The 22,252-nt window shown below is 72.4% G+C and carries 18 protein-coding genes; 11 read left to right on the top strand and 7 right to left on the bottom strand.

Annotated elements, in window-relative coordinates; all coding sequences use genetic code 11:
• The first annotated feature begins 46 nt into the window (after positions 1–46).
• The 3 genes from GA0070216_RS19545 to recR all read left to right on the top strand — a co-directional run bounded on the left by GA0070216_RS19545 (position 47) and on the right by recR (position 3,965).
• The gene (locus GA0070216_RS19545; protein WP_091247820.1) at positions 47–2,947 is read left to right on the top strand and encodes a DNA polymerase III subunit gamma and tau; all 2,901 of its coding nucleotides are present in this window, start codon (positions 47–49) and stop codon (positions 2,945–2,947) included.
• 108 nt (positions 2,948–3,055) lie between these two features.
• A complete protein-coding gene (locus GA0070216_RS19540; RefSeq protein WP_218108246.1) occupies positions 3,056–3,364 on the top strand; it encodes a YbaB/EbfC family nucleoid-associated protein in 309 nt (102 codons plus the stop codon).
• 7 nt (positions 3,365–3,371) lie between these two features.
• Entirely contained in the window at positions 3,372–3,965 is a 594-nt protein-coding gene (gene recR / locus GA0070216_RS19535; RefSeq protein ID WP_091247817.1) for a recombination mediator RecR, read from the top strand.
• A 117-nt stretch (positions 3,966–4,082) separates the two neighbouring features.
• On the opposite strand, the gene GA0070216_RS19530 is transcribed toward recR, so the two are convergent.
• Entirely contained in the window at positions 4,083–4,679 is a 597-nt protein-coding gene (locus GA0070216_RS19530; RefSeq protein WP_091247814.1) for a hypothetical protein, read from the bottom strand.
• A gap of 635 nt (positions 4,680–5,314) precedes the next feature.
• Between GA0070216_RS19530 and GA0070216_RS19525 the strand changes: the two genes are divergently transcribed.
• From GA0070216_RS19525 to GA0070216_RS19505, 5 genes are all read left to right on the top strand, one after another.
• Positions 5,315–6,991, top strand: coding sequence for an ABC transporter substrate-binding protein (locus GA0070216_RS19525; protein ID WP_091247811.1), 1,677 nt, complete (start codon positions 5,315–5,317; stop codon positions 6,989–6,991).
• Between the two features lie 99 nt (positions 6,992–7,090).
• Complete coding sequence (locus tag GA0070216_RS19520) at positions 7,091–8,098, top strand: ABC transporter permease (protein ID WP_091247809.1); 1,008 nt, start codon at positions 7,091–7,093, stop codon at positions 8,096–8,098.
• Positions 8,095–9,162 (top strand): ABC transporter permease, encoded by a 1,068-nt coding sequence (locus GA0070216_RS19515; RefSeq protein WP_091247807.1) that lies wholly within the window; start codon positions 8,095–8,097, stop codon positions 9,160–9,162. Before GA0070216_RS19520 ends, GA0070216_RS19515 begins: the two co-directional genes overlap by 4 nt.
• Before the next feature lie 145 nt (positions 9,163–9,307).
• Positions 9,308–10,294 (top strand): ABC transporter ATP-binding protein, encoded by a 987-nt coding sequence (locus GA0070216_RS19510; RefSeq protein ID WP_091247804.1) that lies wholly within the window; start codon positions 9,308–9,310, stop codon positions 10,292–10,294.
• Complete coding sequence (locus tag GA0070216_RS19505) at positions 10,291–11,610, top strand: ABC transporter ATP-binding protein (RefSeq protein WP_281190448.1); 1,320 nt, start codon at positions 10,291–10,293, stop codon at positions 11,608–11,610. Before GA0070216_RS19510 ends, GA0070216_RS19505 begins: the two co-directional genes overlap by 4 nt.
• A gap of 168 nt (positions 11,611–11,778) precedes the next feature.
• Here the strand turns inward: GA0070216_RS19505 and GA0070216_RS19500 are convergent, their stop codons facing one another.
• Positions 11,779–12,201: a hypothetical protein gene (locus GA0070216_RS19500; protein WP_342670764.1), complete on the bottom strand. Its 423-nt coding sequence runs from the start codon at positions 12,199–12,201 to the stop codon at positions 11,779–11,781.
• On the bottom strand, positions 12,183–12,842 hold the full coding sequence (locus GA0070216_RS19495) for an HNH endonuclease family protein (RefSeq protein WP_091247802.1): 660 nt from the start codon (positions 12,840–12,842) through the stop codon (positions 12,183–12,185). Before GA0070216_RS19495 ends, GA0070216_RS19500 begins: the two co-directional genes overlap by 19 nt.
• A 106-nt stretch (positions 12,843–12,948) precedes the next feature.
• Here GA0070216_RS19495 and GA0070216_RS19490 point away from each other — a divergent pair, with 106 nt between their 5' ends.
• Positions 12,949–14,412, top strand: coding sequence for an MFS transporter (locus GA0070216_RS19490; protein WP_091247799.1), 1,464 nt, complete (start codon positions 12,949–12,951; stop codon positions 14,410–14,412).
• A gap of 187 nt (positions 14,413–14,599) precedes the next feature.
• On the opposite strand, the gene leuA is transcribed toward GA0070216_RS19490, so the two are convergent.
• From leuA to GA0070216_RS19475, 3 genes are all read right to left on the bottom strand, one after another.
• Positions 14,600–16,351: a 2-isopropylmalate synthase gene (gene leuA, locus GA0070216_RS19485; protein ID WP_091247797.1), complete on the bottom strand. Its 1,752-nt coding sequence runs from the start codon at positions 16,349–16,351 to the stop codon at positions 14,600–14,602.
• Between the two features lie 298 nt (positions 16,352–16,649).
• Entirely contained in the window at positions 16,650–17,180 is a 531-nt protein-coding gene (locus GA0070216_RS19480; protein ID WP_091247795.1) for a nitroreductase family protein, read from the bottom strand.
• An 84-nt stretch (positions 17,181–17,264) separates the two neighbouring features.
• Positions 17,265–18,059: a hypothetical protein gene (locus GA0070216_RS19475; RefSeq protein WP_245722594.1), complete on the bottom strand. Its 795-nt coding sequence runs from the start codon at positions 18,057–18,059 to the stop codon at positions 17,265–17,267.
• 335 nt (positions 18,060–18,394) lie between these two features.
• Between GA0070216_RS19475 and GA0070216_RS19470 the strand changes: the two genes are divergently transcribed.
• Together GA0070216_RS19470 and GA0070216_RS19465 are read left to right on the top strand one after the other, a co-directional pair.
• On the top strand, positions 18,395–19,660 hold the full coding sequence (locus GA0070216_RS19470; RefSeq protein ID WP_091247793.1) for an aspartate kinase: 1,266 nt from the start codon (positions 18,395–18,397) through the stop codon (positions 19,658–19,660).
• Positions 19,661–19,665: 5 nt separating this feature from the next.
• Positions 19,666–20,727: an aspartate-semialdehyde dehydrogenase gene (locus GA0070216_RS19465; RefSeq protein ID WP_091247791.1), complete on the top strand. Its 1,062-nt coding sequence runs from the start codon at positions 19,666–19,668 to the stop codon at positions 20,725–20,727.
• 57 nt (positions 20,728–20,784) lie between these two features.
• Here the strand turns inward: GA0070216_RS19465 and GA0070216_RS19460 are convergent, their stop codons facing one another.
• The gene (locus tag GA0070216_RS19460) at positions 20,785–22,206 is read right to left on the bottom strand and encodes a GGDEF domain-containing protein (RefSeq protein WP_091247989.1); all 1,422 of its coding nucleotides are present in this window, start codon (positions 22,204–22,206) and stop codon (positions 20,785–20,787) included.
• Between the last annotated feature and the right edge of the window lie 46 nt (positions 22,207–22,252).

Genomic DNA, 22,252 nt, shown 5'->3' with positions numbered 1-22,252 from the left:
GCGCCCGACCGGCGCAGAATGGCTCGGTCGAGAGGAGGCGGGGCGAGTGACGCTGGCGCTCTACCGCAAGTACCGGCCGCGCACCTTTGCCGAGATCATCGGCCAGGAGCACGTCACCGAGCCGTTGTCGCAGGCGCTGCGCAGCGGGCGGCTCAACCACGCCTACCTGTTCTCCGGTCCACGGGGCTGCGGCAAGACCTCCAGCGCCCGGATCCTGGCCCGCTCGCTCAACTGCGAGCACGGCCCCACCCCGGAGCCGTGCGGGCAGTGCGCCTCCTGCCGGTCGCTGGCCGTCGACGGCTCCGGCTCGATCGACGTCATCGAGATCGACGCGGCCAGCCACGGTGGTGTCGACGATGCCCGAGAGCTGCGCGAGAAGGCGTTCTTCGCGCCGGCCCAGAGCCGCTTCAAGATCTATGTCATCGACGAGGCGCACATGGTCTCGTCGGCCGGCTTCAACGCCCTGCTCAAGCTGGTCGAGGAGCCCCCGGAGTACGTCAAGTTCATCTTCGCCACGACCGAGCCGGAGAAGGTCCTCGGCACGATCAAGTCGCGGACCCACCACTACCCGTTCCGGCTGATTCCGCCGAAGCTGCTCCGGCCGTACCTGGAGCAGCTCACCCAGGCTGAGGGCGTCAAGGTCGATCCGGCGGTCTTCCCGCTGGTGGTGCGCGCCGGTGGCGGCAGCGCCCGGGACAGCCTCTCCGTGCTCGACCAGCTCATCGCGGGCGCCGGCCCGGAGGGGGTCACCTATCCCCGGGCCGCCGCGCTGCTCGGCGTCACCGATGCCGCACTGATCGACGAGATGTGCGACGCGCTGGCCGCCGGGGACGGCGCGGCGGCGTACGCCACCGTCGACCGGGTGGCCGAGGCCGGGCACGACTCGCGCCGGTTCGCCTCCGACCTGCTCGAACGGCTGCGCGACCTGATCGTGCTCCAACAGGTGCCGGATGCCGCCGGCAAGGGCCTGATCGACGGCCCGGCCGACCAGATCGAGCGGATGGCCGCCCAGGCCCAGCGGCTCGGCCCGGCCACCCTGTCCCGCTGCGCCGACATCGTGCACAACGGCCTGGTCGACATGCGCGGCACCACCGCGCCCCGACTGCTGCTGGAGCTGATCTGCGCCCGGATGCTGCTCCCCGGGGTCGACGACGCCACCGGCGCCCTGCTCCAGCGCCTGGAACGGATGGAGCGCCGGCTCACCCTGGGCGGCGGGGAACTGCCGCCGGCCGCCGCCGGCTCCGCACCCCCCACCCACACTCCTGCGGTACGCCAGGAGCCTCCCGCCCCGGCCGCGGCTGCCGCCGCGCCCGACCCGCAGACCGCCGGCCCGCCGGCGGCTGTCGATGCCCTGTCCGGGGCGGCTGCCGCCCGCGCCGCTGCCGCGGCGGCCCTTTCCCGGCCCACCGGTTCCACCCCACCTGCCCCACCCATCCCTGCCGGCCCGCCCCGGGACGGCTCCGCCCCGACGGCCGGTGGTTCTGCCCGGAACGGCTCCGCCCCGACGGCCGGTGGCCCAGGCGTGGACGGCCCGGACCCGGTGGCCCGGCGGGTGCCGCCCGCGGCGGTGATGCCCGACCCGGCCACCCCCGAGCCGCCCCGACCCGGTGCCGCGGCACCCGGTGCCCTGGACGCGGTCGCGGTGCGCCGGGTGTGGCCGGACGTCGTCGGCAAGGTCGGCCGGAAGAGCAAGAAGGTGGCAGCCTGGGCGAGGGAGGCCACCGTCCGGGAGGTGGACGGACAGTCCCTCCTGCTCACGTTCCGCTACCCGTTCCATGCCCAGGCCCTGTCCGCCGAGCCGGATCTGCTCCTGGAGGCGCTGTACGAGGAGTTCGGCGGTCGTTGGCAGATCCGCTGCGAGGTGGCCGGCGAGCGGGGTGGCGCGTCACCCGTCGCCCCTTCCCGCCCGGCCCGACCGGCTCCCGCCCCACCCACTGCGCCGGCCGAGCCCGCCACCGGTGGTCCGGCCGGTCCGAGCAGTGGTCCGGGCGCGAGCGGTGGTCCGGGCGCGAGCGGCCCGGGACTGAGCGGCCCCGGCCCGAGCGGTCCGGTGGGTCCGAGCAGCCATCCAGCGGGCTCGAACGGTGGTGGGGGCCCGAACGGTGGTGCGGCCACGGTCAACTCACCAACTCCCGCCGGCTCCGGCCCGGCTCGTCCAGCCGGCTCGCCCGGCGGTACCCCGACCGCCCCCACCGCCCCGACCGGCTCCGCAGACTCCACCGCCCCGGCCGGTTCTGCGGGCTCCACCGCCCCGACGGGCTCCATCGCCGGCTTCGCCGGCTCGGCCGGTGCGACCGCCCAGGGTGGCCCGGCTGGCGGCGGTGCGGTGCGCCCATCGGGAGGACCCCCAGCCCAGGTGGGCAGGGCGCCGGATGACGCCCCGGCCACCCCGGCCAGTGCGGTCGGTGGGGACGACGACGAGGGCTGGCCCGAACCGGCCCGCCCCGGCGGAGCCGCCAACGTCGCTACCGCTTCCGACGAGTGGCCCGAACCCGCCCGCCCGGGTGGTGCGACGGCGACCGTGACGGCAGCCGCCCCGGCGGTGCCTGCTGCGCCCGCCGTACCCAGGCCGGCTGGTCCGGCGACGACGTCGCCGCCGCCGACGGCCGGGACCGGTGGCGCGCCGGTGAGCAGCGCCATCGCGGCGGCGCGGGCAGCTGCGGCGGGTAAGGGGCCCCGGCCCGCGCCGGCGGGGCGCAAGACCGCGGACGCGGAGTGGGCCGGCGAGCCGCCCTACGACCCGGACTACGACGGCCCGACCCGTGCTGGTGGGACGTCGGGCGCGACCCGGACCACTCCCGCCTACGAGGGGTTCGACCCGGGTGACGAACCGCTGGACGAGGTGATCGACGAGCGGACCGCCCGGCAGTCGAGCGAGGAGCAGGCGGTGCAGTTGCTCCGCGAGGCGTTCGGCGCCGAGAAGATCGACGAGGTGGACGCGCGCTGACGCGCCGTTCCCCGGACCGGACCACCGGTCGCCCCCGACTAGGCTGGGCGCGGCCGAGCAGACGAGTGCGAGAAGGAGCCATCCGTGCGCCCAGGTGGACAGCCGAACATGCAGCAGATGCTGAAGCAGGCGCAGAAGATGCAGCAGCAGATCGCCAAGGCGCAGGCCGAGTTGGCCGAGGCCGAGCTGACCGGCACCGCCGGCGGTGGACTGGTCACCGCGACCGTCTCCGGCTCCGGTGAGATCAAGGGCATCAGGATCGACCCGAAGGCGGTCGACCCGGAGGACGTCGAGACCCTGGAAGACCTGGTCGTCGCGGCCCTGCACAACGCTGCCGAGGCGGCCAAGGAGCTGACCGACAAGAAGATGGGCCCGGTGGCCGGCGGCATGGGCGGCCTCGGCCTGCCCGGATTCTGACCCGCAGATGTACGAGGGTGCCATCCAGGACCTGATCGACGAGTTGGGGCGGCTGCCGGGCGTCGGCCCGAAGAGCGCCCAGCGGATCGCGTTCCACGTCCTGTCGGCGGACCCGGCCGACGTCAACCGGCTGGCCGGCGCGCTGCGCAAGGTCAAGGACCTGGTCCGGTTCTGCACCACCTGCTTCAACGTCGCCGAGTCGGAGCAGTGCCGGATCTGCCGCGACCCGCGCCGCACCGACGAGGTGATCTGCGTGGTCGAGGAGCCCAAGGACGTGGTGGCGGTCGAGCGGACCGGTGAGTTCCGGGGCCGTTACCACGTGCTCGGTGGGGCGATCAACCCGTTGGAGGGGATCGGCCCGGACAACCTGCGTATCCGCGAGCTGATGACCCGGCTCAGCGCGGGGACGATCCGTGAGCTGATCCTCGCCACCGACCCGAACACCGAGGGCGAGGCGACCGCGACGTACCTGGCGTTGATGGTCAAGCCGATGGGGATCGCGGTCACCCGCCTCGCCAGCGGCCTGCCGGTCGGCGGCGACCTGGAGTACGCCGACGAGATCACCCTGGGCCGGGCCTTCGAGGGCCGCCGGGCGGTCTGAAACCCCCTGTGCCCGGGTGGTCCGGCGCTGACTCTCCACGATCCACTGCGACATGTCGCTGGCCGGCACCCCGGGTGGGGTGCCGGCCAGCGGTGTCTTACGAGGGTGCGGGTGCGGTCAGCTGTTCCAGTGCTCGGCGACGAGGTCGGCGGCCTGCTTCTCCCACTGGGCGTAGGCGTCGGGGTAGGCGGAGACCTGCACGGTCTGCGCGGCCTCGGTCAGCGGCATGTCCTGCCAGCCGTCGACCTGCTTGAGGCCCTTCTGGAAGGCCATCGTGGAGTAGATCGGGTCGGTGATCTGCTCGGGGGTGCCCCAGCCGGAGGACGGACGCTGCTGGAACAGGCCGAGGGAGTCGTGGTCGTTGCGGTCGCCGAGGTGGCCGAGGTTCTCCAGCTTGGACTCCTGCAGGGCGGTGCCGATGGAGATGACGGCGGCGCGCTCGTCGAGGCCGGACTTCTTGGTGGCGGCGATGATCGCCTTGACGTTGGCGGTCTGCTCGTCGGTGAGGTCGATGCGGGACTGGTCGCCCTGGGTGCCGTGCGGGATCAGCTTGCCGGTGTCGGGCTTGTCGGCCTGCATGGCCACCGCGACCGGCTTCGCGTCCAGGGCGGCGGTGCCGGGGGCACCGTGGTTCATGGGGCCGGCGGCGAGGCCACCGGCGAAGGCCAGACCAGCGATACCGAGGGCGCTCTTACGCAGCATGGTGGTGTTCATGGGGAAGCTCCATTCGGGGGTTGGCGACGCACCCCGGGGGAGGGGCGCGACGCAAGCACCACGACGGGGCGCTCAGAAGGGGGAGGCCGGCGGCGGCACGAGCGGGGACTCGCGGCACCGGACCAGGTGTAACGACCGCCGGCCCACCGTCATTCCGCCGGGGGCGGAGGCGTCGGGCCTGGCAGCGGGGGTTGCTGCTGCGGTCGTACGGAGGGTGTAACGCCGCCGGGCCGGCCCGGATTCCGTCGTGGGGGTGCCGCCGGTCACGGGACGCCGACCCCAGAACGCCCAGGCCACACCGAACCGACTCGCGGATCCCCGGGAACCGGACGTTCGGCGGTCGAACCGGCCTCTGTCGTACCCCCGTGAAGGGCGGTGGAGCGGGCCGATGTGACGGCGGGTGACCGGCGGCGGGCATGGTTTCGGATGTTCGGGCGATTTCCGGGCATTGCTCGGCGGCGTCGCTGTGACAGTCCTGTTTGTCGGTAGATCCGGCGGTGTCAGACCTTGCGCTTGGTGTCGGGTTGATAGCGATTGACTAACGGCCGTTCCGCTTCGGTGTGTCGTGTCATAGCCTCCCGCTCACGGACCGAGCCATGGACCGGCGTTGTTCAGGCGGATGACAGAGGTGAGAGATGCAGGCGAGAAGGCTAAGGACGGCCGTGAGCCTCGTGGCCGTTGCAGCCCTGGCGGTCGGCGCGGCCGGCTGTGCGGAGAGTGACCGCGGCGATGACAGCAGTGGCGAGGCCAAGACGGGCGGCACCTTCATCTTCGCCGGTGCTGGTGACCCGAAGAACTTCGACCCGATCTTCAACGACGACGGTGAGTCGTTCCGGCCGGTCCGGCAGATGTACGACACGCTGATCCAGCACAAGCCGGGCACGGCTGACCTGGTGGGTGGCCTGGCCGAGAGCTGGGAGCACGACCCCGACGGCAAGGTCTGGACCTTCAAGCTGCGTCAGGGCGTGAAGTTCCACGACGGCACCCCCTTCAACTCCGCCGCGGTCTGCTACAACTTCGACCGCTGGTACAACATGAAGGGCGCCGCCGCCCAGTCGCAGATGATCTACTACCAGGACGTCTTCGGCGGGTTCGCCAAGAACGAGGCCGAGGGTGCCGGCCAGGCGCTCTACAACAAGTGTGAGGCGAAGGACGACGGCACCGCCGTCGTCACGCTGAACCAGTACAAGGGCGCGTTCCCCGGCGCGTTCGCGCTGACCGCGCTCTCGATCGCCAGCCCGGACGCCCTCAAGAAGGGCGACGCCGACACGGTCAAGCAGAACGGCGACTCCTTCGAGTACAGCTCGTTCGCCACCACCACCCCGGTCGGCACCGGTCCGTTCACGTTCGGCGGCTGGGACAAGGCCAAGAACGAGATCACCCTGAACCGCAACCCCGACTACTGGGGTGACAAGGCCAAGGTCGACAAGGTCATCATCAAGGTGATCAAGGACGAGAACACCCGTAAGCAGGAGCTGCGGGCGGGCACCGTCCAGGGCATCGACTTCCCGGCCCCGGCCGACCGCAAGGCGCTCTCCGGTGAGGGCTTCCAGGTCCTCGACCGCCCGGCGTTCAACATCCTCTACCTGGGCATCAACCAGAAGAACCCGAAGCTGAAGGACCTGCGGGTACGCCAGGCCATCGCCTACGCCCTCAACCGTCAGCAGCTCGTGCAGACCAAGGGCCCGGGTGGCACCAAGGTCGCCGACGAGTTCATGCCGGACACCGTGCTCGGCTACGCCCCGGACGTGCAGAAGTACGAGTACAACCCGGACAAGGCCAAGCAGTTGCTCAAGGACGCCGGCGCCGAGGGGCTGACCCTCAACTTCTACTACCCGCCGGACGTCTCCCGGCCGTACATGCCGAACCCGCAGGAGATCTTCACCGTCCTCGCCAACGACCTGCAGGCCGTCGGCATCAAGGTCAACGGTGTGCCGCGTCCGTGGAACGGTGGTTTCAAGGACGACGTGCAGCAGTTCGGCAAGCAGGACCTGCACATCCTCGGCTGGACCGGTGACTACAACGACCCGGGCAACTTCGTCGGCACCTTCTTCGGCCGGGGCAAGGTCGAGTTCGGCGACCAGGCCATGACCGAGATGTTCGAGGCCATCGCCAAGGCCGACGGCACCGTCGACGAGGCGGGCAAGAAGGCGGCCTGGGAGCAGGTCAACCGCGACATCGCCGCCAAGTGGCTGCCGGCCGTGCCGGTCTGGCACGCCCCGCCGGCCATCGTCGTCACCAAGGACGTCCAGGGGCTGACCGCCAGCCCGTTGACCGACGAGCGGTTCAACACGGTCAGCGTCAGCAAGTGACGTCCGTCGGCTGACGCCGTAGGCGTGCATCGGCCCGGGTCGGGAGCAAGTGCCGGCCCGGGCCGATGCCGCGAACATCGAGAGTCTGGTGTGTGAGAGATGTTGCGAGTCATAGTCCGCCGCCTGCTGCAGCTGGTGGTGACGCTGATAGCGCTGTCCGCGCTGATCTTCATCTGGTTGCGCAACCTGCCCGGCGGGCCGGTCGAGGCGCTGCTCGGCGAGCGGGCCACTCCGGAGCGGCGGGCGCTGCTGATCAAGGCCCTCGGTTACGACCAGCCGATCCTCGTGCAGTACGGCAAGTTCATGCAGCGGGTCCTCACCGGGGACCTGGGCAACTCGATCCGCTCCGGTGACCCGGTGACCGACGTCATCGCCCGCGCCTTCCCGGCCACCATCGAACTGGCCGCCGCCGCCATGATCATCGCCGTCGGTCTGGGCGTGCCGCTGGGCTACCTCGCCGCCCGCTACCGGGGCCGACTCCTCGACAACCTGACGATCGCCGGCACCCTGCTCGGCATCTCGATCCCCATCTTCTTCCTGGGCTACCTGCTCAAGGACGTCCTCACCCAGGACATCCACTGGTTCCCGCCATCCGGCCGGATCAGCACCGGGATGGACAACACCACAGTGACCGGGTTCTACGTCCTGGACGGCCTGCTCACCCGGGAGCTCGACGCCAGCGCCGACGCGCTCTGGCACCTGATCCTGCCGGCGATCACGCTGGCCACCATCCCGCTGGCGGTGATCGTCCGGATCACCCGGGCCAGCGTGCTCGACGTGCTCAACGAGGACTACGTACGGACCGCCGAGGCGAAGGGTCTGCGGCACCGCACCATCCGGGGTCGGCACATCCTGCGCAACGCCCTGCTGCCGGTGGTCACCACCATCGGTCTGCAGACCGGCGCGCTGCTCTCCGGCGCGGTGCTCACCGAGAAGGTCTACAACTGGGGCGGCCTCGGCACCCTGATCACCGACTCGATCAGCGGCGGCCGGGACTACCCGGTGCTCCAGGCGATCATCCTGCTCGCCGCGTTGGTCTTCGTGCTGGTCAACCTGCTGGTCGACCTCTCCTACGCCTTCATCGACCCGAGGGTGCGTGTGCGATGACCGACCCGACCACCCGCCCCGGCGTGGGCAAGCCCCGCACCGGCGACAGCCCGGCCGGCACGTCCGCCGAAGACCCGGCCGGCCAGCCCGGCGACGGCCCGGCCGGCCACAGGGAGCGCAGCATCGGCCGGCTGGGCGACCGGAAGCGGGCCCGGCTGGACGAGCTGGCGCGGGCCACCGCGGACCCGGGTGGGGTCAGCCTCTACCGGGACGCGCTGCGTCGGCTGCGCCGCAACCCGGTGGCCATCGTCGGCGCCGTCATCGTCGGGCTCTTCGTGCTGGTGGCGATCTTCGCCCCGCTGATCGCTCCGCACGACCCGGTGCAGCGCTTCGACGAGCTGACCCGCGACCTGACCGTGGACAGCATCCCGGGCGCCACCGCCGGGCACCCGTTCGGCTCGGACCCGCTCGGCCGGGACTTCTTCTCCCGGATGATCCACGGCAGCCGGCAGACCCTCTTCGTCGGCGTGCTCGCCACCCTGATCGGCCTCACCCTGGGCGTGCTGCTCGGTGCGGTCGCCGGTGCCTTCGGCGGCTGGGTCGACGTGGTGCTGATGCGGCTCACCGACGTGATGCTGGCGCTGCCCAGCCTGCTGCTGGCGATCACCCTGGTCGCGATGGCCAGCCGGTCGAGCCAGTGGACGGTCATCTTCGCGGTGGCGATCGTCAGCGTGCCGATCTTCGCCCGGCTGCTGCGCGGCTCGATGCTGGCCCAGCGGGAGAGCGACCACGTCCTCGCCGCGCGGGCGTTGGGCGTCAAGGAACGCAACATCGTCCTGCGGCACATGCTGCCCAACTCGCTGACCGCGGTGATCGTGCAGGCCACCCTGACCTTCGCGGTGGCGATCCTGGACGCGGCGGCGCTGTCCTTCCTCGGCCTCGGCGACCCGGACATCAACCGGGCCGAGTGGGGGCTGATGCTCGGTGTGGACGGCCAGCGCTACTTCGAGGTCCGCCCCGAGCTGGCCTACTATCCGGCGCTCGCGATCATCGTGGTCGCGCTCGGCTTCACCCTGCTCGGTGAGGCCATGCGCGAGGCGATCGACCCGAAGAACCGACGGTGACGGCGGTGCGGTGGGTCGGTGCGCGGTCCGGCCAGGCGACGGTACGGCGGGCCGATGTGGCCCGCGGCACCGGACCGGGCGGGCACCCGGTGGGCCGGCGACCGCAGTCGGGAGCGAACGACCAGCACAGTGAGGAAGTGACCCGATGAGCCTGCTCGACGTACGCGATCTGAGCGTGGTGTTCCAGCGCCGGGGCGAGCGGCCGTTCACGGCGGTCGACCAGGTCAGTTTCACGGTGGAGCCGGGGCAGACCGTCGGCCTGGTCGGCGAGTCCGGCTGCGGCAAGAGCGTGACCAGTCTGGCGATCATGGGGCTGCTCCCGAAGCGGGGCAACCGGGTCACCGGCGAGGTGCTCTTCGAGGGCACCGACCTGCTCGGGCTCCGCCCGGACGACCTGCGGGACCGGCGGGGTCGGGACATCGGCATGATCTTCCAGGACCCGCTCTCCTCGCTGAACCCGGTCATCCCGATCGGGGTGCAGGTCGCCGAGGTGCTGGAGCGGCACCGGGGGATGGCCCGGCGCAAGGCGCTGCGGGAGGCCCGGGAACTGCTCGACGCGGTCGGCATCCCGGACCCGGACCGGCGGCTGACGGAGTTCCCGCACCAGATCTCCGGCGGCATGCGGCAGCGGGCCCTGATCGCGATCGCGCTGGCCTGCAAGCCCCGGCTGCTGATCGCGGACGAGCCGACGACCGCGCTGGACGTCACCATCCAGGCGCAGATCCTCACCCTGCTCAAGCAACTGGTCGACGAGACCGGCACCGCGCTCATCATGATCACGCACGATCTCGGGGTGGTGGCCGGTCTCTGCGACACGGTCAACGTGCTCTACGGCGGCAGGGTGGTGGAACGGGCCGCCCGGCACGAGCTGTTCGCCCGACCCCGGCACCCGTACACGCACGGGTTGCTCAGCTCGGTGCCCCGGCTCGACTCGCCGCGGGGCGAGCGGCTGCACGCGATCCGTGGTTCGGTGGCCGACAACATCCCGTGGGTCGAGGGCTGCGCCTTCGCGCCGCGCTGCGACAACGTGGTGGACGCCTGCCTGGACGGCCCGCCGCCGTTGGAGCCCACCGCCTCCGGCGGCGACCTGCGGTGCAACAACCCCGTTTCGGAGGAGGTGGCGGTGCCGTGACCGAGCGGACCGGACCGGAGAACGACGCCGCGACCCCGCGGCCGGGCATGGACGACGCCGCGACCCCGCGGCCGGGCATGGACGAGGCCGCGACCCCGCGGCCGGGCACGGATGACGCCGCGACCCCGCGGCCGGGCACGGATGACGCCGTGACCGGGCCGCCGAGAACGGAGACCGGTCAGGGCGAGGCGGAGGCCGGGCAGGCCGGGGCGGGCGACGCGGCGGGGCGGGAGCGCCCGCTGATCGAGCTGCGCGACGTCAAGGTGCACTTCCCGATCAAGAGCGGCCTGCTCTTCGACCGTACCGTCGGATATGTCTACGCGGTCGACGGCGTCTCGCTGTCGATCAACGCGGGTGAGACGTACGGGCTGGTCGGCGAGTCGGGTTGTGGCAAGTCGACGCTCGGCCGGGGTCTGCTGCGGCTGATCGAGCCGACCGACGGTGAGATCGTCTTCGACGGCACCGACGTGCGCGCGCTCAAGGGCGAGTCGATGCGCACGGCCCGCCGCCGGATGCAGATGATCTTCCAGGACCCGCTGTCCAGCCTCGACCCCCGGCAGTCGGTGGAGTCGCTGCTGGTGGAGGGGCTCAAGGCGCACGGGCTGGCCGACGACCGGGAGGCGACGAACCGGCGACTGCGGGAGACCCTGGAGGCCGTCGGCCTGTCCGCGTCGGCGTTGAGCAAGTACCCGCACGAGTTCTCCGGCGGGCAGCGGCAGCGCATCGGGATCGCCCGTGCGCTGGTCCTCGACCCGGATCTGATCGTCGCCGACGAGCCGGTCTCCGCCCTGGACGTGTCGATCCAGGCCCAGGTGCTCAACCTGCTGGAGGACCTGCAGAACGAGCGCGGGCTGACGTACCTGATCATCGCGCACGACCTGGCGGTGGTCCGGCACATCGCCGACACGGTCGGGGTGATGTATCTGGGTGGGCTGGTGGAGGAGGCGTCCAGCGACGACCTCTACCGGGAGCCGATGCACCCGTACACCAGGGCGTTGATGTCGGCGGTGCCGGTGCCGGACCCGCTGGTGGAGGACCGGCGGGAGCGGATCCTGCTCGCCGGGGACCTGCCCTCGCCCACCAACCCGCCGCCCGGTTGCCGGTTCCACACCCGGTGCCCGTGGGCGCAGCCGACCCGCTGCGTCGACGAGCGTCCGGCGCTGCGCGACGTCGTCGGCGGACACCGGGTGGCCTGCCACTTCGCCGAGGACATCGCCGCCGGGCGGGTCCGCCCGCACGAGGTGGAGCCGGAGCTGGTCCGGCCGGACGACGGCGGGGCACCGGGCGACACCGGTGAGCTGATCCCCACCCTGTGAGCAGCCGGCGAGGGCCCTTTTCCCGAGCGCGGGAAGGGTGCCCTCGTCATGCGCTCCGCCGATCGGGCGGCCGGTAGGACGTGCGCGGGCCGCCGGAGGTGCGGCCGCAGCGGCGGTGATCTCCCGGGACCGGCCGGGGAACGCCGGCCGGTCCGCTGCCGGGGCGGGTCAGCCCTCGGGGCGGTGCAGCAGGGCGACCGCGACGGTGTGCACGGCGTCCAGGCCGGCCGGGTCGGCCAGCTTGGCGGCCGCGCCGGTCACCGCGTACCACTCGTCGGCGTCCTTGTACTGGACGGCGAGGGTGACCTGGCCGTCGGCGTACCGGGTCTTCAGGGTCAACTCGCCGGTCACCACGCCGACCTCGTCGGTCATCACCCCGCCGGGACCGGCGACCAGGTCGGCGGTCAGCTCGCGGGGCGTACCCGTGCCACCCGCGTCGGCGGTCATCCCCGCGCCGGGCACCTCGGCCGACCCGGCGGGTCGGCCGTCGGCGGTCATCCCGGCGGTGGCCGCCCCATCCGCCGGTGTGGCCGGGTCGGTTCCGGCGTCGGTACCGTCCGGGTCGGCCGGTGTCAGCGCTTGCCCGCCCATGTGCACCCCCCCAACATGTCGCTGATGGCGGTCTTCTCGGCGCTGGTCACCGTCAACCGCCAGTGGTGCTTGACCGCTACCCAGTGTTCCGCGTAGGTGCACCAGTAGGCGCGGTTCGGCGGTTTCCACTGCGACGGGTCCTGGTCACCCTTGGACCGGTTGGAGCTGGCGGAGACCGCGAAGAGCTGCGGCCGGGTCACGTCGTTGGCGAAGTCGCCGCGCTTGGCGTCGTCCCACTCGTCCGCGCCGGACCGCCACGCGTTGGCCAGCGGCACCATGTGGTCGATGTCCACGTCGGAGGGGTCGGTGAAGGTCCGCCCGTCATAGACGCTCTCCCACCGCCCGCCGACCACGTTGCAGCCGGAGAGGCGGATGTCCTTCCCGTCCCGCTGGAGCACGCTGTCCCGGACGTCACAGTTCTTGCCGGTGTCCCGCCAGTGCGGGAAGCGGTTCCGGCTGTAGCCCTTCATCGAACCGGCCTCGGCGACGGTCAGCTCCGAGAGCTGCTCACCCACGTTGCCGGCGTTGCCTGGTGGCGCCTCCGGCTCGGCCACCGAGACGTCACAACCACCCGCGCCGAAGGCGAGCAGCGCGGCAAGGGCCGCCGCCACCGCCACGCGGCCTCCTGATCTGGTACGCACAGACGACACCTCTCCAGCTTGCGGCTTCCGGCGATCCCGCACAGTACCCAAGCACGGTTTCTGCGTTTCGTGGCGTCTCCGGATGCGGGCGTGCAGATTGGTACCCATGACGGCACCCGCTCACGCGCTCCGTATCCGTACTACGGCCGGACGGGGGACGCTGCTCGCGGCGATTCTCGCCTCCGGCATGGTGTTCCTGGACAGCACCGTGGTCAACGTGGCACTACCCCGCCTGGGTGCGGACCTCGACGCCACCGTGGCCGGTCTCCAGTGGACGGTCAACGGGTACGCGCTGATGCTGGCGGCCTTCGTGCTGCTCGGTGGGTCGCTCGGGGACCGGTTCGGCCGGCGGCGGATCTTCCTGATCGGAGTGGTCTGGTTCGCGGTCGCCTCCGTCCTGTGCGGCCTCGCCCAGGACACCAACCAGTTGATCGCCGCCCGGTTCCTCCAGGGCGCGGGCGGGGCGCTGCTCACCCCGGGTTCGCTGTCGGTGCTCCAGGCGAGCTTCCACCCGGACGACCGGGGTCGGGCGATCGGCACCTGGTCCGGGCTGTCCGGCGTGTCCACCGCGCTCGGGCCGTTCGTCGGGGGTTGGCTGGTCGACGCGCTCTCCTGGCGGTGGATCTTCTTCATCAACCTGCCGCTGGCGGTCGGCGTGCTGCTGGCGGCGATGCGCTGGGTGCCGGAGAGCCGCGACGAGAACGTCTCCCGCAGTGCCGGCCGGCGGTTCGACATCGCCGGTGCGCTGCTCGGCGCGCTGGCCCTGGCCGGGCTCACCTACGCCCTCATCGACGCCCCGGTACGCGGGGTCGGCTCCTGGTCGGTGCTGCTCGCCGCCGGCGTCGGTGTCCTCGCCGCAGTCTCGTTCGTGCTGCTGGAGCGGCATCGGGGCGAGGGGGCGATGCTGCCCACCACGCTCTTCGGCAGCCGGCTCTTCTCGGTGCTGAACGTCTTCACCGTGCTGGTCTACGCCGCGCTGAGCGGGTTCACCTTCTTCCTCTCCGTCTACCTGCAGAACGTCGTCGGTTGGTCGGCGCTGCGGACCGGGCTGGCCACCGTGCCGATGACGGTGCTGCTGCTGCTCGGTTCGGCGCGGGCCGGGGCGCTGTCGGCGCGGATCGGCCCCCGGCTGCTGCTGACCGTCGGCCCGGTCGCCGCCGCCGGTGGTCTGTTGCTGCTGCGCCGGGTCGGGCCGGGGGCGTCGTACTGGTGGGACGTGCTGCCCGGGGTGCTGCTGTTCGGGATCGGGCTGACCCTGGTGGTGGCGCCGTTGACCGCGTCGGTGCTGGCCGCCGTGGCGGACCGGTTCGCCGGGGTGGCCAGCGGCTTCAACAACGCCGCGTCCCGCACCGGTGGCCTGCTGGCGGTGGCCGCGCTGCCGCTGCTGGTGGGTCTGTCCGGCAGCGGCTACGAGCAGGCGACCGCCCTCACCGACGCGTTCCGGGGCGCGATGGCCTGGTGCGCCGGGCTGTTGCTCGGCGGCGCGCTGCTGGCCGCCCTGCTGGTCCACCGTCCGCCGTCCCCGGACCGCGCGCCGGGTCGGGCCGCGCCGTCGACCAGGGGCGCGTAGCGGGCGAGAGCGTCGGGTGGCCGGCCCGTGGCGGGATGGGCGCGGCGGGGTGGCCGAGCGCGGCGGGGTGGCCGGCCGGTGGCGGGGGTGGGCGCGGTCGGCCGTGCCGCCAAGGACCGGCAGCCGGCCCGGGGCTCGTGGTGATCCGGGATCGTCCGGCGACGACCACGAGCCCCGGGTCGTGCGATCAGTGCCGGGTGCGGTTGGTGGCGCTGGTGACGGCCTTGATGGAGGCGGTGACGATGTTGGGGTCGGTGCCGACGCCCCACACGGTCTGGCCGTTGATGTCGCACTCCACGTAGGCGGCGGCCTGGGCGTCGCCGCCCGAGGAGAGGGCGTGCTCGTGGTAGTCCAGCACGCGGACCGCCACGCCCACCGAGTGGAGCGCGTTGACGTACGCGTCGATGGGGCCGTTGCCGACGGCGGTGAGGGTGCGCGCCGCGCCGTCGACGACCACCTGGGCCTCGATCTCGACCTTGCCGTCGACGGTGCCGATCGTGTAGCCGGCCAGCGTGACGGCCGGGTCGACCTGGTGGTCGAGCAGGTAGTTGCGGGCGAAGATCTGCCACATGGTGCCCGGCTCGACCTCGCCACCGTCGTGGTCGGTGACCTGCTGGACGACGCCGGAGAATTCGATCTGGAGCCGGCGCGGCAGGTCGAGCTGGTGCTCGGTCTTCATGATGTACGCGACGCCGCCCTTGCCGGACTGCGAGTTGACCCGGATGACCGCCTCGTAGGTGCGGCCCAGGTCCTTGGGGTCGATCGGCAGGTAGGGCACCGCCCAGGTGAACTCGTCGATCGGCACCCCGGCCGCCCCGGCGTCCCTGGTCAGGGCGTCGAAGCCCTTCTTGATGGCGTCCTGGTGGGAGCCGGAGAAGGCGGTGTAGACCAGGTCGCCGGCGTACGGGTGGCGCTCGTGCACGGGCAGCTGGTTGCAGTACTCGACGGCCCGCTTGACCTCGTCGATGTGCGAGAAATCGATCATCGGGTCGATGCCCTGGGAGAAGAGGTTGAGGCCCAGGGTGACCAGGTCGACGTTGCCGGTGCGCTCACCGTTGCCGAACAGGCAGCCCTCGATCCGGTCCGCGCCGGCCAGCAGGCCCAGCTCGGCGGCGGCGACCCCGGTGCCCCGGTCGTTGTGCGGGTGCAGGCTCAGCACCAGGCTGTCCCGGCGGGGCAGGTGCCGGTGCATCCACTCGATCGAGTCGGCGTACACGTTGGGGGTGGCCATCTCGACGGTGGCCGGCAGGTTGATGATCAGCTTGCGGTCCGGGGTGGGGTCGATCACCTCGATGACCTTGCCGCACACCTCCACCGCGTACTCCAGCTCCGTGCCGGTGTACGACTCGGGCGAGTACTCGTAGTAGATGTCGGTGTCCGGGGTGTGGATCTCGGCGTACTTGCGGCAGAGCCGGGCGCCCTGGGTGGCGATGTCGGTGATGCCGTCGCGGTCCAGGCCGAAGACCACCCGACGCTGGAGCGTGGAGGTGGAGTTGTAGAAGTGCACGATGGCCCGTTGCGCGCCGCGCAGCGACTCGAAGGTCCGCTCGATCAGGTGCTCCCGGCACTGGGTGAGCACCTGGATGGTGACGTCCTCGGGGATCAGATCCTGCTCGATGAGCTGCCGGACGAAGTCGAAGTCGGTCTGGCTGGCCGAGGGGAAGCCGACCTCGATCTCCTTGTAGCCCATCTGCACCAGCAGCTGGAACATCCGGCGCTTGCGCTCCGGTGACATCGGGTCGATCAGGGCCTGGTTGCCGTCGCGCAGGTCGACCGCGCACCAGCGGGGCGCGACCTCGACGTGCCGGGTCGGCCAGGTGCGGTCCGGCAGGTCGATCCGGAACTGCTGGTGGTAGGGCTGGTAGCGCTGGTACGGCATCCGGCTGGGACGCTGCCGGGCGAACTGGTCGGTCTCGGCGTCGGTGACAGGTTGAGCCATGACGGAGTGCTCCCGTGGGTCAGGTGGCGTCAGCATTCGAAGGTGTCGGCGGGTGTCGGGCGGCGATGCCCGGACGGGTGCCGAGAGGAGGTTCGGATCTGCTGGACGGCGCGGTTCGACTCCGCGACGGGGTGCCGGCCGGTCAGGCCCCGTCGCGGCGACCAAGGAGAAGGTACGCCTGCCACATGACAGAGTGACCCTACGTGATGAGACTGGGGGTGGGAAGGTGGGTCCGGACTCTGAGATCCGGATCGCACCCGCCGGGATCACCACCGGCGCGGCGGGGACACTCCGGTGGTCAGTGCAGCAGCAGGGCGTGGACCGGGTGCCGGTGCCGCAGGGCGGTCTCCCGGCGCAGCAGCTCCCCGGGCAGGGCCGACGGGTCGCCGAGCCGCCCCACGGCGGTCACCACCAGGGGGCGGATTCCCGGTGACAGGTCCAGGTCGGCGGCGAGCGCGGCCCGGTCGAAGCCACGGATCTGGTGTGCGTACAGGCCGAGGGCGGTGGCCTGGACGGTGAGGTGGGCGATCGACTGGCCCAGGTCGTACGCGTACCGCTCCGGGTCGCCTCCGGTGTGGGCGCCCACCACCAGCGCGGCGGCGTGCCGGGCCCAGCCCTGGTCGGCCTCGGCGAGGCTGACCAGGATGCGTTTCCACGTCTCGTCGTCGCGGTGGCCGAGGGCGAACCGCCACGGCTGCACGTTCCCGGCCGACGGGGCCCAGCGGGCCGCCTCCAGCAGGGAGGCGGCCTCGTCGCCGGTCAGTGCAGCGGTCGGGTGGAACGCCCGAGGGCTCCAGCGGAAGGCGAGCAACGGGGTGAGATCAGCCATCCGAAGAGAATCCCGTATGGGAGATTTGACCGATTGCCCCACCCTGGCAAATGTGGTCAAGGCCACCCGTAACGCCCAGAAGGTTCAGGGCGTTCCGGGGCTCGGTGAGGCCTGCTCCGCCTGCTGCCCCAGCGGCTCGCCGGCCACCACCGGCCCTGCCAGCGGCACCGTGTCCGGTGCCGGGCCGGGCGGGCCGGCCAGGGTCAACGTGCCCAGCGCCGCCCGTACGAAGGTGGGGGTGCCGTCGGGCTGGTAGCAGTAGATCCCCACGTCCAGCGGCGGGGTCAGCGAGGCGGCGGTGCTCTCCACCGCGTAACAGCTCCCGGGGACCCCGGGCGGTGCCGTCGCCACCGAGACCGACAGCGCGGTACGCCGGTCGGTGAGCACCTCCAGCCAGTCGGTGAACGGGTGCTGCACCCGGGGGTCCAGCCGGTGTGGCACCGCGTCGTCCCGGTCGCCGAGCCGGACACAGCTCGCCGGCCCGGAGTGGCCGGCCGAGGGCAGGGCGCACTGGAAGAGCCCGTCCGGGGTGGCGACGAGCGCGACGTCGGCCGTCCCACCGAGCGCGCCCCCGGGCACGTCCACCCGCCAACTGCCGTCGTTGGCGCTGGTCACCGTGATGTCGCGGGTCGGGCCGTCGGTGCCGGACAGGGTGTACCGGGCGGTCAGGTGCCGGTCCCGGGCGGCGGCGGCCAACGCGGCCAGCTCGTCCCGGGCGGTGTCCGCCGGGGCGGGTGCCGGATCGGAGGGCGGTCCGGTCGGCGGCGCGGTCGGGCCGTCGGCGGCGCAGCCGGCCAGCAACGCCAGCACCGACGACACGGGCAGGAGCAGGGTCAGGACGCCGATCGGCCGGCGGACCGGGCGGGGGTGGTCATGCACCGGGTCATTCTGCGCCGGGTTGCCGACGGCGACAGCCCCGCGCGAATCCCGCCTCCGATCGGCGTGTCGGGGCATCAACCCGGTCCCGGCCACCTCCCCGGCTGGTCGCGCAGACCGTGACCCGGCACTGCGCCGCAGCGTCGGCGCAGGTCGCGGTGGCCCTCCCCCACCGGCCGGGAACCTCGCGTCGGCCAGCGGGTTCGGCCGGATGGTGGGATCACCCGACCCGCTCTCGCGTACCGCCCGATACCCTGGGGTGGTCTGACACGCGCCGCCGGACTTCAGCCGGCGGCGTCGGCACGCTCAGGGTCGTCGCTGGGAGGGAGTGCGCCGTCGTGGCACTCGTGGTGCAGAAGTACGGCGGGTCCTCCGTCGCCAACGCCGAGCGGATCAAGCGGGTGGCCGAGCGGATCGTCGCCGCCCGCAAGGCCGGTGACGACGTCGTGGTGGTGGTCTCCGCGATGGGCGACACCACCGACGAGCTGCTCGACCTGGCCAACCAGGTCAGCCCCCTGCCGCCGGGCCGTGAGCTGGACATGCTGCTCACCGCCGGGGAGCGGATCTCGATGGCGCTGCTCGCCATGGCCATCCACAACCTGGGGTACGAGGCCCGCTCGTTCACCGGTTCGCAGGCGGGGGTGATCACCACCTCGGCACACGGCCGGGCGCGGATCATCGACGTCACCCCGGGGCGGCTCAAGGGCGCGCTCGACGAGGGCGCGGTGGTGATCGTGGCCGGCTTCCAGGGCGTCTCGCAGGACACCAAGGACGTCACCACCCTGGGTCGGGGTGGTTCGGACACCACCGCCGTGGCGCTCGCCGCCGCGCTGCACGCCGACGTCTGCGAGATCTACACCGACGTGGACGGCATCTTCACCGCCGACCCGCGGATCGTGCCCAACGCCCGGCACATCCGGCACATCACCTACGAGGAGATGCTGGAGCTGGCCGCCTGCGGCGCCAAGGTGCTGCACCTGCGCAGCGTGGAGTACGCCCGCCGGGCGGGGTTGCCGATCCACGTCCGTTCGTCATACTCGACCAACACCGGCACGATGGTCACCGGATCGATGGAGGACCTTTCCGTGGAACAGGCACTGATCACCGGGGTCGCCCACGACCGCAGCGAGGCGAAGATCACGATCGTCGGGGTGCCCGACGAGCCGGGTGCCGCCGCCAGCATCTTCGACACCGTGGCCGGTGCCGAGATCAACATCGACATGATCGTGCAGAACGTCTCCACCGAGGGGACCGGGCGCACCGACATCTCGTTCACCCTGCCCAAGGCCGACGGCCCGACCGCGATGGCCGCCCTCAGCAAGATCCAGGAGCCGGTCAAGTTCAAGGGCCTGCTCTATGACGACCACGTCGGCAAGGTGTCGCTCATCGGTGCGGGCATGCGCTCGCACCCGGGCGTCGCGGCCGGGTTCTTCGCCGCCCTCGGCGCGGCCGGCGTCAACATCGAGATGATCTCCACCTCGGAGATCCGGGTCTCCGTGGTCTGCCGGGACACCGACCTCGACCGGGCGGTCCGGGCGATCCACGACCAGTTCGAGTTGGGCGGCGACTCCGAAGCCGTGGTGTACGCGGGAACAGGACGGTAGCCCCGGTGGCACCGCAGCCCACCCTGGCCGTGGTCGGGGCGACGGGGGCTGTCGGCACCGTGCTGTGTGACCTGCTCTCCGCCCGGCGCAACGTCTGGGGCGAGATCCGGCTGCTGGCCTCGGCCCGTTCGGTCGGGCGCAAGGTGCGCTGCCGGGGCGAGGAGCTGACCGTCGGCGCGCTCACCCCCGAGGCGTTCGACGGCGTCGACGTGGCGGTCTTCGACGTGCCCGACGAGGTGGCGGCGCGCTGGGCGCCGATCGCGGTCGACCGGGGTGCGGTGGTCGTCGACAACTCCGCCGCGTTCCGGATGGACCCGGCCGTCCCGCTGGTGGTCCCCGAGATCAACCCGGACCAGGTGGACCACCGCCCCAAGGGGATCATCGCCAACGCCAACTGCACCACGCTGACCATGATCGTGGCGATCGCCCCGCTGCACCGCGAGTACGGCCTGCGGGAGCTGGTGCTCGCGTCGTACCAGGCGGTGTCGGGGGCGGGTCAGGCCGGGGTGGACGCGTTGCACCGGCAACTCGGCAAGATCGCCGGGGACCGGGTGCTCGGCTCCCGGCCCGGCGACGTCCGGCAGGCGGTCGGCGACGACCTGGGCCCCTTCCCGGCACCGTTGGCGTTGAACGTGGTGCCGTGGGCGGGGTCGCTGGCCGACCACGGGTGGTCCTCCGAGGAGATGAAGGTCCGCAACGAGTCCCGCAAGATCCTCGGCCTGCCCGACCTGAAGGTCTCCGCCACCTGCGTACGGGTGCCGGTGGTGACCGGCCACTCGGTCGCGGTGCACGCGGTCTTCGCCACCGAGGTGGACGCCGAGGGGGCCCGGGAGGCGCTGCGCAACGCCCCCGGCGTGATCCTGGTCGACGATCCGGCCGCCGGCGAGTTCCCGATGCCCATCGACGCGGTCGGCACCGACCCCTCCTGGGTCGGCCGGATCCGCCGGGCCGTCGACGATCCGCGCGCGCTCGACCTCTTCGTCACCGGTGACAACCTGCGCAAGGGTGCCGCCCTGAACACCGCCCAGATCGCCGAACTCGTGGTCAGGCCCCGTACCCGCTCCTGACCGGCCGCCTCACCGGCCCCGCCGATGGTCGGGGGCGGGCGCGGGTCTGTCCCGGTGTCAGGGGGTGGAGAGCTGGACCCGGTCCCGACCCCGGTTCTTGGCGGCGTAGAGGGCCTGGTCGGCGCGGTGCAGGGTGCGGTCGGCCAGCTCGCCGGGCCGGGGTAGGGCCACCCCGACGCTGATCGTGCGGCCGGTGCGGCGGGCCGCCTCGGTGAGCCGCTCGGCGATCCGGACCGCCTCGTCGGGGTGGGCCACCTCGATCACCGCGACGAACTCGTCCCCACCGGTGCGGTACAGCTCGTCGCCGTGCCGCAGCGCCGCCTCCAGGGCGCGGGCCAGCCCCACCAGCAGCCGGTCCCCGGCCTGGTGACCGTAGGTGTCGTTGACGGTCTTGAAGCCGTCCACGTCGATGGCGAGCAGCGCGGTACGCCCGGGGGTGGCCGCCGCGATCCGCCGCCCGAACGTGCCGGTGTGGCGCAGCCCGGTGAGCGGGTCCAGGCTGGCCTGCTCCCGGAGTTGGGCCAGGGTGCGCAGCCGCTCCAGCGCGGCCCACGCCTGCCCGGCGAGCAGCTCCATCAGGTTGACCGTGGTCGGGTCGGGGCGCAGCAGCCGCTCGTCGGCGACCAGCAGCACCCCGCCGCCCTCCGGTGGGCCGACCGGCACCGACACCAGGGTGCGCACCCCGGCACGGGCCAGCGCGAGGTGTTCCTCGGTGGGCGGGCATCCCGCCTCACCCAGCGTGTACGCCGCGCCGTACCGGTGGGCCCGCGCGACGAGCCGATCGAGTTGCGCGGTCGAGGCGTCGGCCAGGGCGGCCCGGACCCGCGACTCCCACTCGGTGGGGACCCCGGTGGGTGCGCCGAGCCGGGGGCCGTGCCGGCCGGCGAGCACCAGCACGGCGGTGGAGAGGGTGGAGACCTCCCGGGCGGCGGTGAGCGCGGCGGTCATCAGGTCCCAGTCGGTGGGGGCCGAGGTCATCGCGGTGGCGTGCCGGAGCAGTTGCTCGCTGCGGCTCTCGGCGGGAGGCCCGCCCAGCTCCGCGATCCGGGCCCCGAGTCGTTCGGCGAGCCGCTCGGCGGTCTCCCGCCACGGGCCGAGCTCCACCGGCCCGCTCCACTGGAGGTCGAGCACGCCGATCGGCCGGCCCGCCGGGTCCCGCACCGGTACGCAGATCTCGGCCGTGACGTCGGGGCGCAACGGCAGGTAGTCGGGGTCGGCGGTGACGTCACCGACGGTGGCGCCCTCGCCGGAGGCGTACACCCGGCCGACGATGCCCGACTTGGGCCCGACGGCGGAGAAGACCTGCCAGGCGCCGGTCGCGGCGACACAGCGGAGCCGGTCGTGGACCTGGAGCAGGACGGAGATCGTGGCGGGGACGTACCGGGCGAGTGCGGTCACGGTCCACCGGCACGCCTCGGCGGCGGTCGACGCCATCGGCAGGCGGACCGTGACGTCCCGGACGACTCGCTCGTGATCCACGTTCTTCCAGGTGAGAGGGGCCCGGCGGGTGCCGGGGGCTGCGATC

The organism is Micromonospora matsumotoense (genome assembly GCF_900091525.1).
Taxonomy (GTDB): domain Bacteria; phylum Actinomycetota; class Actinomycetes; order Mycobacteriales; family Micromonosporaceae; genus Micromonospora; species Micromonospora matsumotoensis.
This window is presented reverse-complemented; position numbering and strand designations above follow the sequence as displayed.

Coding starts and splice junctions, on each gene's coding strand:
- GA0070216_RS19480 (WP_091247795.1), bottom strand. CDS start 17,180: ATGGCTGATCTCACCCCGTTGCTCGCCTTCCGCTGGAGCCCTCGGGCG.
- GA0070216_RS19510 (WP_091247804.1), top strand. CDS start 9,308: ATGAGCCTGCTCGACGTACGCGATCTGAGCGTGGTGTTCCAGCGCCGG.
- GA0070216_RS19500 (WP_342670764.1), bottom strand. CDS start 12,201: ATGGGCGGGCAAGCGCTGACACCGGCCGACCCGGACGGTACCGACGCC.
- GA0070216_RS19540 (WP_218108246.1), top strand. CDS start 3,056: ATGCAGCAGATGCTGAAGCAGGCGCAGAAGATGCAGCAGCAGATCGCC.
- recR (WP_091247817.1), top strand. CDS start 3,372: ATGTACGAGGGTGCCATCCAGGACCTGATCGACGAGTTGGGGCGGCTG.
- GA0070216_RS19525 (WP_091247811.1), top strand. CDS start 5,315: ATGCAGGCGAGAAGGCTAAGGACGGCCGTGAGCCTCGTGGCCGTTGCA.
- GA0070216_RS19515 (WP_091247807.1), top strand. CDS start 8,095: ATGACCGACCCGACCACCCGCCCCGGCGTGGGCAAGCCCCGCACCGGC.
- GA0070216_RS19520 (WP_091247809.1), top strand. CDS start 7,091: ATGTTGCGAGTCATAGTCCGCCGCCTGCTGCAGCTGGTGGTGACGCTG.
- GA0070216_RS19530 (WP_091247814.1), bottom strand. CDS start 4,679: ATGAACACCACCATGCTGCGTAAGAGCGCCCTCGGTATCGCTGGTCTG.
- GA0070216_RS19490 (WP_091247799.1), top strand. CDS start 12,949: ATGACGGCACCCGCTCACGCGCTCCGTATCCGTACTACGGCCGGACGG.
- leuA (WP_091247797.1), bottom strand. CDS start 16,351: ATGGCTCAACCTGTCACCGACGCCGAGACCGACCAGTTCGCCCGGCAG.